We start from the raw sequence: 17,603 nt of genomic DNA, 5'->3' as shown, positions 1-17,603 counted from the left end.
TACTCCCTACTCCCTACTCCCTACTCCCTACTCCCTACTCCCTACTCCCTATTAAAATATCATAAACATTTATCAGGCTCAAAAGCAAAGGGAAGTAGAGTTAATGATGCTCCGTTACTTAAAGAAATGGTTACTACAAATTTTTGGTTCCAGCTACCTGCTACTGCAACATGGAGATAACGTTCATTTACCAATACCGCTTCAGAGACAACACCAGTGAATTCACTGATTCGTAACTTCATACCAGGGGGAAGTGTATTACCAAGACAGTCTTCGATTAGCAATAGCAATGCCCATTCTCGAGTATCTTCTGGTGCTTTCTGGTAAATGAACCAGGTAACAGCACATAGTTTGAACAGAATGCCATTTAAATTAACAGTTTGGTAAGAGCCACGAGCATGAGCCGGAACAATTAATCCTTTTTGTCGTCTCAACTCTTTAGCGATCGCTCGATATCTGTCCGGTTCATCCGATACTGGACTAATCCGACGCATCAATGACTTAGAAAAGGTATAGTCAGGAAGCAGTTGCCAAGATAAACAGCTTGCTAACTCATCCATTTCTCCTCGCAGCCACTCTGCTGTATTAATGGCTGTTTCAGCAAAGAATGGTAGGATTTCCTGAACAGAACGCTTAGTATCAGCAACTGGAATTGTGATCTCTTGAGAATCTAACCAACGCAAGTAGTGCAGTAAATGATTTGGTTGCTCATCAAATAAAGACAGAGGTAAATTATAGTTACGGTTACCTTGTGGTAAGTTAGCTGATTCGCGATATTTAACCAACTCGTCGTGACGTAAAAAACCTCTAATAATACCGTGTTCTTGGGTTTCTTTAACCTCAATTATGATATAGAAATGAGCGGCAATTTCTGGTAATTCAACAGCAGCTATTGGAACATTAACCCCTGGCTCTAGGAGATTTTCCGTGACAAGTATACACAGATTAAAATCCCCAACTCTCAAATTACATACCGTTTCAATCAGATTAGCATAGTCTGGTTGAAACACCGAACATTTATCATTATTAATTGGTAGCTTATCAACCCGTTCTTCTAACCATCTTTCAAACCCAAATAACGCTAAACCATTTAGATAATTTTGCCAATGGTTTGCCTCATTATTAAATTTTTTACTAATCTTTTTCGCTTGGTCAAAGTCTTCAGGTTCGAGCCAAAATACTTCTAGAGTTGAAAGGGTTATATCCCTGGAATCTATCCTAGCATTATTCATTAGTTTTCTCCTTGTGTTCATCTAGATATCGGCACAGTCGCTGAGCATATAAACTAGTCATTGAACGGGTTTTAGAAGTACTCAGTTCGGCTACCGCTTCTTGAAAAAATTGTGTGTTCAAGAAAGCATCGACTTCCTGCATCAGGTTACTCAAATAATCGAGCTTTGTGGCATTTTTTTCCAGAGCTAATCCTTTAGTAGTTGTTGAGATAAGCTGGAAAAAATTTTCTACAGTCAGATACTGAACGCGATTCAGCAGTTTCCCTGGTGCCAAGACTCGGCTGGCTTGGGAATGATTGGTCATATTCAAAAGGGTTGCTATCTCTTTAAGAGACTTACCCTCACAGTAAAGGAATCGGAAACCTGGGATAACCTTTGAAGCAAAACAAGCGTAACGGCGCCTTTGCTCTAAAGAGGCAATGTGCTCAGCCAACGCTTGCGCTATAGCGTGATCTAAAACCTCAATCAGTCCCTGTTCAAGAAAATCCTGCAATTCAGATTGTCCTAAATGATCTATGGTATTAATAGAGTTTAGATCAGGTAATTCTTTCGGGACATACTCGCCAGTTTCTGGATCCCGTGCTTCTAGAGGTTCCCAGATCGGACTTCCTCTGCGGCTCCAAATCTCCTCCTCTTGCAGACCCTTGGCTATCCTGGTTAGTTCTTTGTGAAGCTCTTTGGTGGAATTGATTATAACACCACGTTCTGGCAACAGGTGGAGCATGTCTTGGAGTTGGTCATCCCTAGGCTCAAGGCATTGGTTAACTCTATGGTTGACTCTATGCTTAACTCTATGGTTAACTCTATTGCGCCGTTGCTGTTGTCTGTCTTGAGAATAGACAGTATGGAACGTTTCAACTAGTTTGCGATCGCGTGGATAGAGCTGTTCAAGATGTCTGAGTTTAACTCGTCCCAACAGTGACCAGTTACTGGACAAGGGCAATCCCTGTTCAGCTAAGCAACGTTTGATCTCAGGATGTTGTTTGGTTTTAAGATATGCCCAATTGTCCAAACTGAGGCGAGCTGATGAGTTCAGACGATAGCTTGCCAAGACATCTATCGTAAAAAACTGACCAAGTCCAGGTTCAATGTCACCTTGCTGATTCAGAACCAGTTGAGTTTTGCCATCACTATCGAGAATAATCGGAGTTTTGCCATCATCATTGAGTACATAGGATAGCAGCTCACGGTAAGTTAACCGATAGTCAAGGCAAAACTGACTCGCTAGTGTTTTACAAGCCTTTAGGATCGAGGAAGAAACATAGCACCGAAGACAAAGTCCAGCTAACGCCTGGCATGTAGGATCAACAGTAGATAGCTCAGGGCGAAACCAGGATAGCAGTAAATCCTGGATATCTCGCTCCCACTGAGCTGATAATCTTTCCTTTGGATGTAATCCCAGGAGTGTTTGTTCAAAAAACTCCTGTGCTTGCTGTTGATGGCAGACTTTGTAGCCTTCTTCGTTATTGGCTGGGTCAAATACCCGAATTGTCGAGTATCTAGATGCATCCATAACCGATTGAGACAGCACTCCACTAGTATATAGATGTCATGCTATTTAACCTGTGCAGTTTTCTCAAGCAAAAGCAACAAGCAAGGGGTTGGTCAATGGTGGAACGATTGAGGGTAATCAGTAATGTTATAGCAGAAGTCAGAAGTCAGAAGTCAGAAGTCAGAAGTCAGAAGTCAGAAGTCAGAAGTCAGAAGTCAAACTCTTGCGCTTACTTAGGTTTGAGACTTTTGTCATGTCCGCGCCTGCCCTGGCGACTGCTAGAATTTGAGATTCCCTCACCGTCAATCATCAAACTCCAACCTACCCTACAACGGACGCCTGGACAAAAACCACCTCCAACCCTTCAACCTCCAACCTTGGCCAATAGGCCACGCGATCGCGTTCAACCCTCCAACCCTTCAACCTCCAACCTTGGCCAATAGGCCACGCTTCGCGAACAACCTCCCAACCTTGGCCAATAGGCCACGCGATCGCGTTCAAAAACCTATTACTTGTGAAACTCAATCCATTTAAGCGACGAAAATTTATATTCCAAAGTTTAGGAGCTCTGGGAATAACTCTGTTATCAACTGGTTGCCGAAAAGCTTACAATTCTCAAGAGATCATCTACTCTGATTCTGGAGATAATTCGTTGTCACTGAAATATATTAACGTTGCCCCTACCAACAATCAACCACCAACTGGATTAATTGTCTGCTTACATGGCTTTGGAGCCAACTCCCAAGATTTGGTATCTTTGGCTAAGGCGCTAAACTTACCAGACTATCAGTTTCTATTTGCTGAAGCTCCCTTTGACCATCCTGCTGTACCTGGGGGGAAAATGTGGTATGATCTGAATGTCCCCGGCTATCAAGGCTTAACCGAAAGCAGACAGAAGCTGATTGATTGGCTCGAATCCCTGGCCAAAAGGCCACGCTACGCGAACGAAGTGAGCACTGGCGTGCCCCTATCCCGCACCATTCTGAGTGGATTTTCTCAAGGCGGAGCCATGACATTAGATGTAGGTTTAACCTTGCCAATAGCAGGCTTAGTATCTATGAGTGGCTATTTACATAGCGAACCCCAACCTCCTACAGGATCATCGTTACCACCCATTTTGATAGTTCATGGTAGACAAGACGAGGTTGTACCGTTAATGGCTGCTCACAATGGTAGAGATACTTTAACTGGTTTAGGGATACAGGTCAAGTATCAAGAATTTGACATGGGACATCAAATCATCCCAGAGGTAGTAGTGCTATTTCGTAATTTTGTTCTTGAAGTAATGGCTAATCGGTAATCTGTTCGCGTAGCGTGACCGTTCGCGTAGCGTGGCCAATAGGCCAAGGTCAAGGACTTTTAGTTAATTTAATTTTTTCGATTCCGAAATCCTGATAACAATTAGAAACTCAGTAGAATACAAAAGTTTGTCCGATTAAGCCTAGAGCCATCTTCCCCATCTTGCCATCCCTCCCTTTCTACACAACTAGGTGTAGTCTAATTGAGTGCAGACTACTATAATTACTCCCCTATCAATCTTGTTTGTTTTCAATTAACAGACGACTAGGGTGTAAAGTGTGAAACTGATATATTTCACAAAAAGTTTACAAAATCTTGAAATTCTTTCAGTGTAGATAACACAAACTTGATGAGTAGTTGGTCACTTTAACGCGCTTCGCTAATCCACCAGAGAACTCTATGAATGTTATTGAAACCAAAATACCAGAAGTCTTAATTATTGAACCCCGCGTCTTTGGTGATGACCGTGGTTTTTTCTTTGAAAGCTACAACAAAAGAGTTCTAGCAGATAAAGCTGGGATCACCGCTGAGTTTGTCCAGGATAACTATTCCCGTTCAGCCCAAGGAGTGCTTCGAGGATTACACTACCAGATTCAACAGCCCCAAGGTAAATTGGTGCGGGTTTTACTGGGGACTGTATTTGATGTGGCAGTGGATATCAGAAAAAGCTCCCCGACCTTTGGACAGTGGGTTAGTTGTTTGCTGAGTGCAGAAAATAAACAACAAATCTGGATTCCGGCTGGATTCGCTCACGGATTCCTGGTGGTCTCTGAATTCGCTGAAGTTTTATATAAGACTACCGACTTCTACGCTCCTGATCACGAGGGGACTATTTTGTGGAATGACCCTGACCTAGCCATTCATTGGCCTCTGACCGACTCTCCTAGTCTGTCGGCTAAAGATCAAGCGGGTAAGTCTTTCAAAACAGCCGAGGTTTTTTAATGAAAAAAATCTTACTCACTGGCATCACTGGACAAGTGGGTCAAGAGTTGGAAGATACTCTGAGTCCCCTAGGCCAAGTAATCGGTGTGGGGCGCTCGGATATGGACTTAGCTGAGCCGGAGAGTATTCGTCAGGTAATTCATCAGATTAAGCCTGACGTGATTGTCAATGCAGCGGCTTACACGGCTGTGGATAAAGCAGAGACAGAACTGGCACTGGCTAAATCGATTAATGCTGTTGCTCCAACCATCATGGCAGAGGAAGCTCAGAATTTAGGAGCCATCCTGCTCCATATTTCCACTGACTATGTGTTCGATGGCACCAAAAATACTCCTTACACGGAGCAAGACATTCCTAACCCCATCGGTTCCTATGGTAAGTCGAAACTGCAAGGGGAAGAAGGGGTACAGCAAAAATGCGATCGCATTCTCATCCTGAGGACTGCTTGGGTTTACGGTACTCGTGGTCATGGCAACTTTGTCAAAACCATGCTACGACTGGGGGCTGAGCGAGAAGAGCTTCGGGTGGTAGCGGATCAAGTGGGTACTCCTACCTGGGCTAAGGATATAGCAGTAACCATTACTCAACTTTTGCAAGCAATGGATTCTAATCCAGTGGTAGGAGGAATCTATCACTTCACCAACAGTGGTGTCACCAGTTGGTATGACTTTGCCGTTGCCATCTTTGAAGAAGCCAAACTCCTGGGCTTCCCCTTAAAATTGCAGCGAGTTGTCCCAATTACTACCCCAGAATACCCCACTCCTGCTCAGCGTCCAGCTTACTCAGTTCTCTCAAACCAGAAAATATCCCAAACCTTGGGAACCTATCCGCCCCATTGGCGTCAATCCTTGAGGCAAATGCTAGCAGAACTTTATCAGAAGCTTGGGTAATTGCTATAAGCATAGGGAGTAGGGAGTAGGGAGTAGGGAGTAGGGAGTAGGGAGGAGGGAGTAGGGAGTAGGGAGTAGGGAGTAGGGAGTAGGGAATCGGGAATCGGGAGTCGGGAATCGGGAATCGGGAATCGGGAATCGGGAATTGGAAAAAAATCCTGTGTACCTGATTACTATGAAAACCGCTATAGTTCAAGTTCACCCTTAAACCTTCAACCTTGGCCAATAGGCCACGCGATCGCTGAAAGCGGGACTTCGTCCATCGCGTTCAACCTGCTAACCTTGGCCTTTGGCCACGCTACGCGAACAACCTGCTAACCTTGGCCTTTGGCCACGCTACGCGAACAACCTTGGCCAAAAGGCCACGCTACGCGAACAACCTTCAACCAAACAACCTTCAACCAAACAACCTTCAACCTTCAACCTGCTAACCTTTAACCTTCAACCTTAATAATTCATATTTCATATTTCAGACTTTATAGTGAGGATTTTATATAGCTTATGAAAGCACTAATTCTTTCTGGGGGAAAAGGCACTCGTTTACGTCCCCTAACTTATACTGGTGCCAAACAGTTAGTACCTGTTGCTAATAAACCAATTTTGTGGTATGGGCTTGAAGCGATTATCGCTGCTGGTATTACTGATATCGGTATTATTATCAGTCCTGAAACTGGGGAAGAAGTTAAGGCTAAAACAGGAAATGGCGATCGCTTCGGAGCTAACATTACCTATATCCTCCAAGACCAACCCTTAGGACTTGCCCACGCCGTTAAAGTCGCCCAACCCTTTCTGGGAGATTCTCCCTTTGTAATGTACTTGGGAGACAACTTGGTTCAAAGTGAGCTGAACTTATTTGTAGAGAATTTCCAGAATAAAAATCTGGATGCTCTGACTTTGCTAAGGGAAGTAGAAAATCCTACTGCTTTTGGTGTTGCCAAAGTCGATGAATTTGGGCGAGTGTTGCAGCTAGTAGAAAAACCGAAAGTTCCTCCTTCTAATCTAGCACTGGTAGGTGTTTACCTATTTTCCCCTGTTATCCATCAAGCAATTGCTAACATCCAGCCTTCTGCTAGAGGGGAACTGGAAATTACCGATGCGATTCAATACTTGATTGATCAGCAAAAAAATGTAGAAGCTTTTCAAATCAAAGGTTGGTGGCTCGATACTGGGAAAAAAGATGACTTGTTAGCTGCTAACCAGATTATTCTAGATACTTGCCTAGAATCTGCTGTTGATGGTGAAATTGACTCCGAAAGTCGAATTAGCGGACGGGTACAGATTGGTAAGGGGTCTTATATTACTAATTGTACCATTCGTGGTCCAGTTACCATTGGTGAAAACTGCCATCTGGAAAACTGCTTCATTGGTCCATATACTAGCATTGCTGACCAAGCTACTCTGGTAGATGCTGACATTGAGCATAGCGTGATTCTAAAAGGTGCTAAATTAACGGGTATTCATCAACGAATTGTTGATAGTTTAATTGGAGAAAGAGCTAAAGTTAAAGCTGCACCCCAACATCCAAAAGCATTACGATTCATGATTGGTGATGACTCACAAGTTGAATTAACTTAAGTACAGTTTGTGAGTTAACTGTTGAAGGTTGAAGGTTTAAGGTTATCAGGTTTAAGGTTATCAGGTTTAAGTTGATCAGGTTGTTTGCCCTTGGGGTTACCGTAGGGTAGGTTTACTGATAACGTTTAATGGTTAACCAATACCTCGTTAAGCATTACTACTAGGTAAAATTAGACCTCTCTATTGAAAAGGTAGTTTGATGATGCTGTTTGGGTCAATTATTGTTTATGAAAGCCTATTGATAGCTGGCATATTGCCTGCCTATTTAATACTTATGGCCTTTAACCTTTAACCTTTAACCTTTAACCTTTAACCTTTAACCTTTAACCTTTAACCTTTAACCTTTAACCTTTTGCCTATTTTTTATAATAACCAACTGAAGTACTGACATACTCAAACTAATCATGAATTATTCTGAACAAAAATCCCTGACTACTAGACAACCTCGCCAATTACTAGTAACAGGTGGTGCAGGATTTATTGGCTCGAATTTTGTTCATCACTGGTGTGAACAGTACCCAGGCGATCGCGTGGTGGTACTAGATGCTCTGACCTATGCTGGCAACCGGCAGAATCTGGCTGGTCTGGAAGAGAAAGCCAATTTGCGGTTTGTCCAGGGAGACATATGCGATCGCGTTTTAGTAGACCGCCTGCTACAGGAAGAAAACATCGACACCGTCGCCCACTTTGCTGCTGAATCCCACGTTGACCGCTCCATTTTAGGACCCGATGCCTTTATCCGCACCAATGTAGTCGGTTCCTTTACCCTACTAGAGTCCTTCCGGCAAAAATGGCAAAATCAAGGACAACCAAGGGATTATCGCTTCCTCCATGTTTCCACGGATGAAGTGTATGGCAGTCTAAGTGCTGATGACCCAGCCTTCTGTGAAACCACACCCTATGCCCCCAACAGTCCCTATTCTGCTTCCAAAGCTGGCAGTGACCATCTTGCTCGGGCTTATTACCATACCTATGGGGTCCCCACTATTATCACTAATTGCTCCAATAACTATGGACCCTATCATTTTCCCGAAAAATTAATTCCCCTGATGTGCATCAACATCCTGTTGGGCAAATCTCTACCGGTCTACGGGGATGGACAAAATATTCGAGATTGGCTCTATGTCGGTGATCATTGCCGTGCTTTAGATGTGGTGATTCACAAAGGTCAACCAGGGGAAACCTATAACATTGGTGGCAATAACGAAGTCAAAAACCTTGACCTAGTTCACCAGATTTGCGAGCTGATGAATGAATTAGCCCCTGATCTACCGGTCGCTCCAGCGCAACAGTTAATTACCTTTGTCAAAGACCGCCCAGGCCATGACCGTCGCTATGCTATTGATGCCACTAAAATTAAAACTGAATTGGATTGGGAACCAACAGAAACCCTAGCAGGTGGACTACGTAAAACTATTGAGTGGTATCTGAGCAACCGGGATTGGTGGCAACCATTGCTATCCCAAGAGTATCAAGCTTACTATCAAAAAGTTTATGCCTAGAAGGGTTAAGGCTTGAGTACCTTGTCCTAGGTTTTAGGGAGTAGGGAGTAGGGAGTAGGGAGTAGGGAGTAGGGAGTAGCGATGCAGTGTGGTCAAGACCGCTTAGGTGCGCTTTCCGTAGGCGAATTAAATTCGCCACGGGTCGCACCTCTGCATCGCTTTTTCATAACACCAAAAAATCCTTCAAGTTCTTTCCTACTGTTACCTGTTGCTATGAGCCGCTGTTCCCTATTCCCTATTCCCTGTTCCCTGTTCCCTTTTGGATAAAGGAATAAACTATCAAATTTTCTCTCATCATATTTTTTTTTATCCAAGCTTTATCTAGTTAAAGCTTTAGTTAATTGTTAGTAAAATTTATAAATTTTATCTGAGTTATATTTAAACTGATAGTCGAGACAATTAAGCAATCACTATCAAGAGTTGATTAAACTCTTAATTACTTACATCCAGGTTAAAACTATTGGTATTCGATATGTCAGTTCATGGTGTTCCCTTAGTCAAGAAATCGATAGCATTTCCAAATATAGCATTTTTCAATTCGGTGAAGTATAGAGCAGTTGATAAAGCCCAATGATTATGAAAGAACCCTTAACTAAACTGAAATGGTCGAAATACCTATTTATTGCAGTAGCTGGATTCTTGATTCCTTTAATTGTAGTTTCTACCTCCTCTGCCAACCAATCACCGGGAAATATAAGCAAATCACCGGAAGATTTAATCAATAATCTTTGGGTGCTGATAGCAGGAATCTTAGTATTTGCCATGCAGCTAGGATTTGCCATGCTAGAAGCAGGGTTTAGCCCCGCCAAAAACACCGTTAACGTACTGTTCAAGAATGTTGCTGATGTCTGTTTAGGGATAGTAGTATTTTTTCTCTTTGGGTATGCTCTAATGTACCACCCTGCTACTAGTACTGACTCAAACGTAATAGTTATCCCAGGAGTTTTAGAAGTGAGCAGCTCCTATGTTGCCTTAAACCACTTGCTTCCCAGAGCAGGAGCTGAACACTTGTCGGTTTACATAGACTTTTTCTTTCAGGCTGCTTTTGCTGCCACATCAGCAACTATCTGTTCCGGAGCTGTTGCTGGTCGCATCAAACCCCTTGCCTATCTTTTACTCACAGTTATTATTACAGGCTTCGTTTATCCCATCAGCGGGTCTTGGGTTTGGGGTGGTGGCTGGCTAGATAAATTCGGATTCCATGACTTTGCTGGTTCTCTGGTAGTACATTCTGTTGGAGGAGCTGCTGCTTTAGCTTGCGTCATCATTTTAGGTCCGAGAAAAGGAAGGTTTGATGATCAAGGTCAACTATCCCCAAGAGAACAAAGTGAGTTAAAGCCCCACAGTTTACCCCTTGCTGCGATGGGGACTTTTATTTTGTGGCTTGGGTGGTATGGCTTTAACGCAGGTAGTATTTTGGTTTTTTCAGCAAACTCTGTAGGGAAGATTGTATTAAACACAACCCTCGCTGGCTGTGCTAGCGCCTGGGCTGTCATAGTCTGGAGGTGGCGCAACAACGCTGGCCGAGTTGACCTCTCAACTATCCTCAACGGCATCTTGGGGGGTCTGGTAGGAATAACAGCTTCCTCTGATGTAGTTGAGCCATTTCAATCTTTATTCATAGGAATAGTTTCTGGGGTAATTGTGATTTTGGGTGTTGATTTGTTGAGCAACATTAAAATTGATGATGCTGTTGGTGCTATTCCCGTACATTGCTTTTGCGGTATTTGGGGAGGACTGGCTACTGGTGTATTTGCCCAAGGCATTGATAGCATTCGTTTCGTTACGCAATTATTAGGTTCATTTCTAATCCCTTTATGGTCATTTGGAGTAGTAATAGTTGTGTTAACAATCTTGAATAAGATATTCAAAATAAGAGTATCCCCTGAGAAAGAAAATTATGGACTAGATTGGCAGGAGCACGGTGAGATAGCTTATCTATCCTTGGAGAAAAACGAATAAAACTTAATAAATAATAAATGAACGAAAAAGCTAAGCAACTAAAGTCAGAACTAGAATATTTTAATTACGATAACTTTGCAGATAAACATCCCAAAACAGGATACTGCACGTCCTGGACAAGTCAGTTTAGGGAATTTATAGAAAAAAAGTTAGAACCTTTAGTAAAGGAAGCATCGAATAAATTTCCAAATCAACGGATAGATGAACCTTTTCGCAAAGGGATAGAAATCTTGGATGTTAGACGAAAGCCAGTAAACTCGAATGATTTTGAAAAAGGAAAAGCACACTTTAAAAAGTGTATTAGCTATATTGTAGCAAATACGACACCAGAAACAAGACCACTAAACATAGCTATGCAAGCAATTCCTACTAAAAATAAACCTCAGAAAATATTTGTATCCTATTACAGTGAGGAAGTTTTTAGGCAAATTGAGACTATATTCGCTACTTTAGGCGCACTAGATGGTGAGATGGTTAACTTAGAACATATAGCTCGTAGGCAGTCGAATAGCTTAGAAACAGTTAGTACGAGAATTCATGAAATTAAGTCTTGTTATAGCGCGATAATTTGTCTACCAAAAGAAGAACAATCTGAACAATTCAATCCTATAGCTTATATGGATTTAGCAACTTGCATGACTCTTTTTTATGACCGAACTCTCCTGATCTATGAAGTCGGTGATCTGCCAGACAACTTAGCGAGTAAAGTAGAAACTTTCAAGTTTTCGGGTAATTTAGATTTTTTAACAGGAATGGAACTATCTCGTAAAATCTTGGATATTTTAAAAAAAGGAAGTTGACCTGATTAGAGATAAGGGATGAAAAACGAAGAATTTACAAGGTACTTTGTCGAAAATTTACCAGACAAAGTGTATAGGGCAGTAATTAAGTTATGCGATCGCTTTCTAGAAAAAAGGAGGAGTCTTTCCTACGAACAACATCTCATTGCTTTTGCTAGCTTTGAACAGTTTCTGAGAGCTCACACTATTCCCTATTCAATTCCCAGAAGTTTTGAGTATTCTGGAAGTTCAACCTATCAAAGAGAAGAAGCTATTGTCGATTTCTTTAGAACTATCAAGCAAACTATCCAATCGCTTCCATGGAGCGAGCAGTCAAAGTTGAGGGAGCAATCTCTGATTAGCACCTGGAAGCAAAAGCAAAACCTTCAACCGAAACAAGAACTTAATTCTTTATCTCAAGATGCTTTGCTACGTTTGATTCAAGAAAAAGATAATTTAATTAATCTTTTAATTAGACAGGTAGAAACAGCGCTACAGCGTCCGAGTTTTTATGCAGAAAATTATCACAATGAGGGAAACACTATGTCTGAGCAGCGAATTAACAATGATCTCAGTGGTGCCAAATTTGGTGGTGGCTTCGCTAATAGAGATCAGCACGGTGGTACGTTCAACGACTATTCCAAAGACCATAATTTAACTGAGGCAGCAGCAGAAATTCAACAGCTTTTAGAGCAACTGTCCCAAACTAACCCCACTTCAACCAATGCTGAAAAAATGGCAGTGGTGGCTAAAGCGGTGGATCAGATTGAAGATAAACCCACCCTAAAACAAAGGATGATTAATGTCCTAAAAACGGGGGGAACAGAGGCATTTAAAGAGGCGGTAGATCATCCCTTGGTGAACGTTTTGTTGGCAGCTATTGAAGGTTGGCAGGAAGGTTCGTAATTCAGTTATTTATGGAACTCTGGTGCCCAAGTTAGCCACCACCGTACATTCGGAGCCACAAAACAGCATAAGTAAACATCATCACTAAGAAGCTACCGATGACTCACTACGTTAGGAATCGGTGCTTCTTGTGGAATATGCTGCCAATTACTCAAGAATGGTAGCAACACTGCTACCAATAACCTTGGCATTCAACAGACATGGGCAGTACTTGATTCGAGCCAGTGACGTCCTGCTGGTAAGCCAGGCGCTCTACTAAAGCCCCGTGGAAAGGATGGCAGTTGCTCCCCGCGCCCCACACTTACCATATTTACCACACTTTAAACCCTACCACGCCTGCCTCTCTTTCCCTGTTCCCGTCTTGATGCAGTCGCTCATGGGGGAAACCCCCAAGACCGCGCTGCATCGCTATTCCCTGTTCCCTTTTCCCTTGTAGATAAAGGGATAAACTATCGAATTTTATATCATCAGATTTTTTTTTATCCAAGCTTTATATAGTTAAAGTTTTAGTTAGTTTGCCTTGAATTTGATAAATTTTAGCTGAGTTAGATCTAAACTGATAGTCGAGACAATAATTAAGTACTAAATACTAAGAGTAATTTAAAATATTAATTACTTAATTTCAGGTTAAAACTATGAAGATTCGATCGGTTATTTTATGGTGTTATATTTTGAATAGTTAAGAGGTAAATCATTACTTATTTCAGTCTAGCAATCCGTGTACAAATTGTGATAATTTTTATTCCCTATTCCCTACTCCCTACTCCCTGTTCCCTGTTCCCTGTTCCCTGTTCCCTGTTCCCTTTGCTATAGCTCGATTCTTGATTCCTTGAATCCTAGTTTATAAGTCCTCTTACTTAAGCAATTACTACGTTAATTTATAATACATTTATGATCAGTATTATTACTATAGTTGGTGTTGATTTTTTTAGATTATACTGAGATGTCTTACCTTTAACTAAAAGCTAATAACTTCTTAGTTAAAATTCATGGAACATAAATTATTATCTACATTGATAAAACCTCGACTAGTTATTAGCTAAACACAGTACTGCGGTTTGCATAACTATCAGGTACACATTGTTTCTCATCTTCCCTCTTCCCTGCTCCCTGCTCCCTGCTCCCTGCTCCCTACAAAACCAAAACTTTGTACTTAACTGAAGTGCAAACCGCTGTAACTAATAACTAGTCTTTAACTCACCTGCTATTCGAGCCAACTTTACCTATTATTAACTAGTTTTGTCCTAGTGCAATATCTAAGTTTAAGAACCAGTGCAACTAGGCAGATGGAGCTCTCTGCTGTTCTATTTTAGTCAAAACTATGGAAAACCTTGAAAGGATATTTGATTCCGACTTCCAGCTCGCCAACATCCCTATTTCCAAGATACTTATTATGGTGGTCATCCTCTTCCTCACCCACATATGTCGAGGTTTGTTCACTGCCATAATCATTGACAGAATCGAGCGTCTGACTAGCGCTACAGAAAGCACCCTAGACGATGAGTTTATTAAGATTCTTAGAGCACCATTAGGCTGGCTAATTTGGCTGGCTGGACTATGGCTAGTAAATAGTGTTGTGGCAACCCATCTTAGTCCTGAACAGAATCAGAAAATCCCCGAGATTCTCTTTGTCAGCGCTCTGTTCATTGTTACCTATATTCTTTACCGTGCTGCTCCACTACTGGGGGAGCTGCTAGCCGGATTGGCGGCACACACTGAAACTGAACTCGACGATTTGTTCGTCCCCTACTTCCCAAGGCTTTTTCAGACAGCAGCAATCCTGATTGCTGTCATTAAAGCCAGTGAGATTTTGTTGGGGGCATCTGCCGGTGCACTGATCGGTCTAGTCGGTGGCGCAGGTGTTGCCTTAGGTTTGTTATTGAAAGATATTATCTATGACTGGTTTTGTACGGTGATTATCTACGCTGATGGTCTCTATAAACCCGGTGACTGGGTAGGAGTTGACGGCGTAAATGGTTTTGTTCAGATCGTCAGTATTGGTCTGAGAAGTACACAGCTTCGTCTGACTGAGTGGGGTTCTATCAAAAAAGTTCCCAATTCTAAAATGATTGCTGGCGTTGTGGAAAATTGGTCCCAGAAGACTGGCGATACCTTTGAGTGGGGCATAAATTTAACTCTGAAAGTTGATGGGATTTCGGCTGAGCAAACTAGCCGAATTTGTCAGGCTATTGAAGAAAAAATTCCGTCTATCGATGGCTTACACAAGCAGAAACTGTTAGTTTTATTTTCCCACATTGAAGAGAATGCTCGTGTGATTATAGTTAGGGTATTTGTGATTGATCCCAACCTCTACTTTGCTGCCCAGCAAAACTTGAATCTAGCCCTATTACAAATCCTGGAAAAAGAGGAAATTGATCACCTGCATGTTGAGCTGGAAAAGCAACTTCAAGACTACAAACAGCTGAAGCAGAATGGCTCTCCCAGTGTGGCTATGATAATTTAGTGTTCAGCCGTCAGCCGTCAGCCGTCAGCTAAAAGCTCACGCTAGGCGAACAGCCGTCAGCCGTCAGCTATCAGCCTTAGCTATGATGGTGACGTACTCCCGACGTTGCCCTAACGGGACAACGCGGGCTTCTTGCCAACACCAGGTACCCCTTCGGTTACTCGGCAAGCTTTACTCCTGACGGGACGCCCCACCGCCAAATTTAAAATGTTTATTGCCGCATTCACATCACGATCTGCTGTAAAACCACAGTGAGGACAAGAATGGATGCGGTCTTTTAATTCTTTAGGGACTTTTGTTCCACAATTGGAACAGTTTTGGCTGGTATTTCTGGGGTTCACTGCTTTTGCAATCAGTCCAGCATTTAAGGCCGTAGGCCACGCTACGCGAACGGCTTTGACTGACAAAATAGACAGGAACTGCCCCCATCCAGCATCTAAGACAGATTTAGCTAGTTTAGTCTTGGCTAAACCCTTAATGTTGAGTTTCTCATGAGCTACTAGATCGTGGTTGTCTAGTAGATTTTTTGCTGTTTTAAAATGAAAGTCTTTTCGAGTGTCAGCTACTTTTTTGTGAGCTTTTCCTAACTTACTAACAGCTTTTTTCCTATTATTACTTCCTTTCTTTGATCTGCTGACAGTTTTCTGGATTTTCTTTAATCGTTTTTGAGCTTTCCGATAGTATTGGGGGATAGGTACCTCTGAACCATCAGACTTTACCAGGAAAGATTTAAGTCCCATGTCTATCCCGACAGGGTTATCCACCTTGTCTATGGGGATAATTTCCGATACGGTATCATCTTGAATAGACAGCGTGACGTAATAACCGTCAGTTTTCCGGGTAATGGTAGCTGTCTTGATCTTAAATCCTTCTGGAATGGGTCGATGATAAATCATCTTAACTTTCCCAAATTTTGGAAGAGTCAAGATATTCCCATTTATAGGAGTTTTGCCCAAAGAAGGGAAAGTAAACGATCTATATCTATTTTTCCCTTTGAAGCGAGGTCTTCCGCTCTTTCTCCCGTTGACATCCCCTTTAAGAAACCGTTTAAAAGCTAGATCTACTTTTTTGACGCAGTCTTGAAGAACTTGAGACTGCACTGAACTATACCAGGGTCTATCCTTCTTTAATTGAGGTAAAGTCTTTTTCTGGGAAAAGTAGTCAGGGTTATTTCTTAGAGCCGGTAGGTGGCAAACAAGAGGGCAAGAGTTGATAGAACAGCGATTTTGCTCATACCAGTTGAATCTGTCAGCTAGTAGGTAGTTGTATTGACACCTAAGCATGTCAAGCCATTTCTCTACTTCTGCTTCTTGTGACTTGGTTAATCTTAAGCGGTATTGATAAGCTGCCCTCATTATTGCCATCTCCTGTTTTTCGACCTATTATCAAAATAACACTTGTGTTTACAGATGTCAAGGCAAAATGAAAGATAAAAATTTAATGATTAGGCTGACTAGTTTTGAAAAGAAGCAGCTGAAACAGGAAGCTGATCGCAGAGGGATGACCTGTTCTGAGCTGCTTAGAAGCCTGATAGCTCGTTTCCCTGAACCAAAAGAGTCTTAGTTGGCAATTACGTTTCACTTCATTGCCCCGCTATCATCCCGACGCCCACTTTATCAAGTAGGGCGCGGGGCTTCTCGCGGGTTAGCTAATCAAAGGGAGGTAGTAAACAAAGAACTAACAAGCGAGAGTTAGTTCTTTGTTTAACCTTGGAGTTTAACTTTGGAATTTAACGGACATGGGCAGTACTGGATTCGAACCAGTGACGTCCTGCTTGTAAGGCAGGCGCTCTACCGCTGAGCTAACCGCCCGTATGCAATACTTACTTACTATAGCATATTTTTCCAAAGACGACAACAACTATAAAAAATATGTCCTCTGGCTATATACATGATCGCATAACCTTGTGGAGTTTGCCAGTAGTCACGGTTTTGAGCCTGGTAGTAACCCGGAGTAGTGATTTGACCTTGATTGTAGCTGGAGGGTTCCTGTTCGGTGGCTTGATGTTTAGCCCTGATTTAGATCTATACTCTCGACCCTTTAAGCGTTGGGGCTGGTTGCGCTGGATTTGGATCCCTTATCAGAGGATGGTGCCTCACCGTTCTATTTTTTCTCATGGACCAGTGATTGGGACAATTTTGCGACTGCTTTATCTAGCCAATTGGATCGTCTTGTTTGGGGGTGTGGGATTGCTGGTGTTTCAGCTATTCCAAGATGAACCAGATCGTTGGCTGGAGCTGATTCAAGAGCTGGGCGGTAGGGTGTGGGAATATCGTACCTGGTTGATGGCCTGTGTGGTGGGATTAGAGTTGGGTGCGATCGCGCATTTTGTCAGTGATTGGGGAAGTTCCGCTTATAAGGAGTTTAAAAAAAGGGGGATCACGGGGTTATGGTCTGGCAAGCAAGGGAGGAGCAAGGGCAGGGGTGCCGGTAAGAGTAAACCACAAAGACGCAAAGCACGCAAAGGCAAGGGAAGTTAGATGTGATCGGGTTTTCCAGTATCATTAGCTGGTTAAAATTTGGCATTAGTGGTAGATTTCGTTAAGACTAATTAAGTGGC

At 42.4% G+C, this 17,603-nt stretch carries 17 protein-coding genes and 1 tRNA gene; 13 read left to right on the top strand and 5 right to left on the bottom strand.

Annotation, left to right across the window (positions count from 1 at the left end; translation table 11 throughout):
* Nucleotides 1–59: 59 nt before the first annotated feature.
* Together F6K51_RS04770 and F6K51_RS04765 are read right to left on the bottom strand one after the other, a co-directional pair.
* Nucleotides 60–1,232, bottom strand: a complete 1,173-nt coding sequence (locus F6K51_RS04770; RefSeq protein WP_293018446.1) for a DUF1822 family protein — start codon at nt 1,230–1,232, stop codon at nt 60–62.
* Complete coding sequence (locus F6K51_RS04765; protein WP_293018444.1) at nt 1,225–2,745, bottom strand: hypothetical protein; 1,521 nt, start codon at nt 2,743–2,745, stop codon at nt 1,225–1,227. The genes F6K51_RS04770 and F6K51_RS04765 overlap by 8 nt, the downstream gene beginning before the upstream one ends.
* A gap of 38 nt (nt 2,746–2,783) precedes the next feature.
* Between F6K51_RS04765 and F6K51_RS04760 the strand changes: the two genes are divergently transcribed.
* The 11 genes from F6K51_RS04760 to F6K51_RS04710 all read left to right on the top strand — a co-directional run bounded on the left by F6K51_RS04760 (nt 2,784) and on the right by F6K51_RS04710 (nt 12,579).
* Nucleotides 2,784–3,167 carry a hypothetical protein gene (locus F6K51_RS04760; RefSeq protein WP_293018442.1) on the top strand — a complete coding sequence of 128 codons (384 nt, stop codon included), beginning with the start codon at nt 2,784–2,786 and terminating at the stop codon, nt 3,165–3,167.
* A gap of 209 nt (nt 3,168–3,376) precedes the next feature.
* On the top strand, nt 3,377–4,024 hold the full coding sequence (locus tag F6K51_RS04755; protein WP_293018510.1) for an alpha/beta hydrolase: 648 nt from the start codon (nt 3,377–3,379) through the stop codon (nt 4,022–4,024).
* A gap of 398 nt (nt 4,025–4,422) precedes the next feature.
* On the top strand, nt 4,423–4,965 hold the full coding sequence (rfbC, locus tag F6K51_RS04750; RefSeq protein WP_293018440.1) for a dTDP-4-dehydrorhamnose 3,5-epimerase: 543 nt from the start codon (nt 4,423–4,425) through the stop codon (nt 4,963–4,965).
* Nucleotides 4,965–5,855: a dTDP-4-dehydrorhamnose reductase gene (gene rfbD, locus F6K51_RS04745; protein WP_293018438.1), complete on the top strand. Its 891-nt coding sequence runs from the start codon at nt 4,965–4,967 to the stop codon at nt 5,853–5,855. Before rfbC ends, rfbD begins: the two co-directional genes overlap by 1 nt.
* 289 nt (nt 5,856–6,144) lie before the next feature.
* Nucleotides 6,145–6,306, top strand: coding sequence for a hypothetical protein (locus F6K51_RS04740; RefSeq protein ID WP_293018436.1), 162 nt, complete (start codon nt 6,145–6,147; stop codon nt 6,304–6,306).
* 50 nt (nt 6,307–6,356) lie between these two features.
* Nucleotides 6,357–7,430, top strand: coding sequence for a glucose-1-phosphate thymidylyltransferase (locus F6K51_RS04735; RefSeq protein WP_293018434.1), 1,074 nt, complete (start codon nt 6,357–6,359; stop codon nt 7,428–7,430).
* 404 nt (nt 7,431–7,834) lie between these two features.
* Nucleotides 7,835–8,932 carry a dTDP-glucose 4,6-dehydratase gene (rfbB, locus tag F6K51_RS04730; RefSeq protein WP_293018432.1) on the top strand — a complete coding sequence of 366 codons (1,098 nt, stop codon included), beginning with the start codon at nt 7,835–7,837 and terminating at the stop codon, nt 8,930–8,932.
* 81 nt (nt 8,933–9,013) lie between these two features.
* Nucleotides 9,014–9,199 carry a hypothetical protein gene (locus F6K51_RS04725; protein WP_293018430.1) on the top strand — a complete coding sequence of 62 codons (186 nt, stop codon included), beginning with the start codon at nt 9,014–9,016 and terminating at the stop codon, nt 9,197–9,199.
* Nucleotides 9,200–9,508: 309 nt separating this feature from the next.
* On the top strand, nt 9,509–10,894 hold the full coding sequence (locus F6K51_RS04720) for an ammonium transporter (RefSeq protein WP_293018428.1): 1,386 nt from the start codon (nt 9,509–9,511) through the stop codon (nt 10,892–10,894).
* 17 nt (nt 10,895–10,911) lie between these two features.
* A complete protein-coding gene (locus F6K51_RS04715) occupies nt 10,912–11,694 on the top strand; it encodes a hypothetical protein (RefSeq protein ID WP_293018426.1) in 783 nt (260 codons plus the stop codon).
* A gap of 18 nt (nt 11,695–11,712) precedes the next feature.
* A complete protein-coding gene (locus F6K51_RS04710) occupies nt 11,713–12,579 on the top strand; it encodes a hypothetical protein (protein WP_293018424.1) in 867 nt (288 codons plus the stop codon).
* 310 nt (nt 12,580–12,889) lie between these two features.
* Here F6K51_RS04710 and F6K51_RS04705 read toward each other — a convergent pair whose 3' ends face one another.
* On the bottom strand, nt 12,890–13,066 hold the full coding sequence (locus F6K51_RS04705; protein WP_293018422.1) for a hypothetical protein: 177 nt from the start codon (nt 13,064–13,066) through the stop codon (nt 12,890–12,892).
* An 834-nt stretch (nt 13,067–13,900) separates the two neighbouring features.
* Between F6K51_RS04705 and F6K51_RS04700 the strand changes: the two genes are divergently transcribed.
* Nucleotides 13,901–15,043 carry a mechanosensitive ion channel domain-containing protein gene (locus F6K51_RS04700; RefSeq protein WP_293018420.1) on the top strand — a complete coding sequence of 381 codons (1,143 nt, stop codon included), beginning with the start codon at nt 13,901–13,903 and terminating at the stop codon, nt 15,041–15,043.
* A gap of 110 nt (nt 15,044–15,153) precedes the next feature.
* Here F6K51_RS04700 and F6K51_RS04695 read toward each other — a convergent pair whose 3' ends face one another.
* Both F6K51_RS04695 and F6K51_RS04690 read right to left on the bottom strand, forming a co-directional pair.
* Nucleotides 15,154–16,398, bottom strand: a complete 1,245-nt coding sequence (locus tag F6K51_RS04695) for a transposase (protein ID WP_293018509.1) — start codon at nt 16,396–16,398, stop codon at nt 15,154–15,156.
* Between the two features lie 384 nt (nt 16,399–16,782).
* Nucleotides 16,783–16,854: transfer RNA gene (locus F6K51_RS04690), tRNA-Val, on the bottom strand.
* A 60-nt stretch (nt 16,855–16,914) separates the two neighbouring features.
* On the opposite strand from F6K51_RS04690, the gene F6K51_RS04685 reads away from it, so the two are divergent.
* On the top strand, nt 16,915–17,523 hold the full coding sequence (locus F6K51_RS04685; RefSeq protein ID WP_293018418.1) for a metal-binding protein: 609 nt from the start codon (nt 16,915–16,917) through the stop codon (nt 17,521–17,523).
* Nucleotides 17,524–17,603: the final 80 nt, after the last annotated feature.

The sequence above is a fragment of the Moorena sp. SIO3I8 genome, from assembly GCF_010692325.1.
Taxonomy (GTDB): domain Bacteria; phylum Cyanobacteriota; class Cyanobacteriia; order Cyanobacteriales; family Coleofasciculaceae; genus Moorena.
The sequence above is the reverse complement of the archived record's forward strand: the minus strand, read 5'-3'. Positions and strand labels throughout refer to the sequence as shown.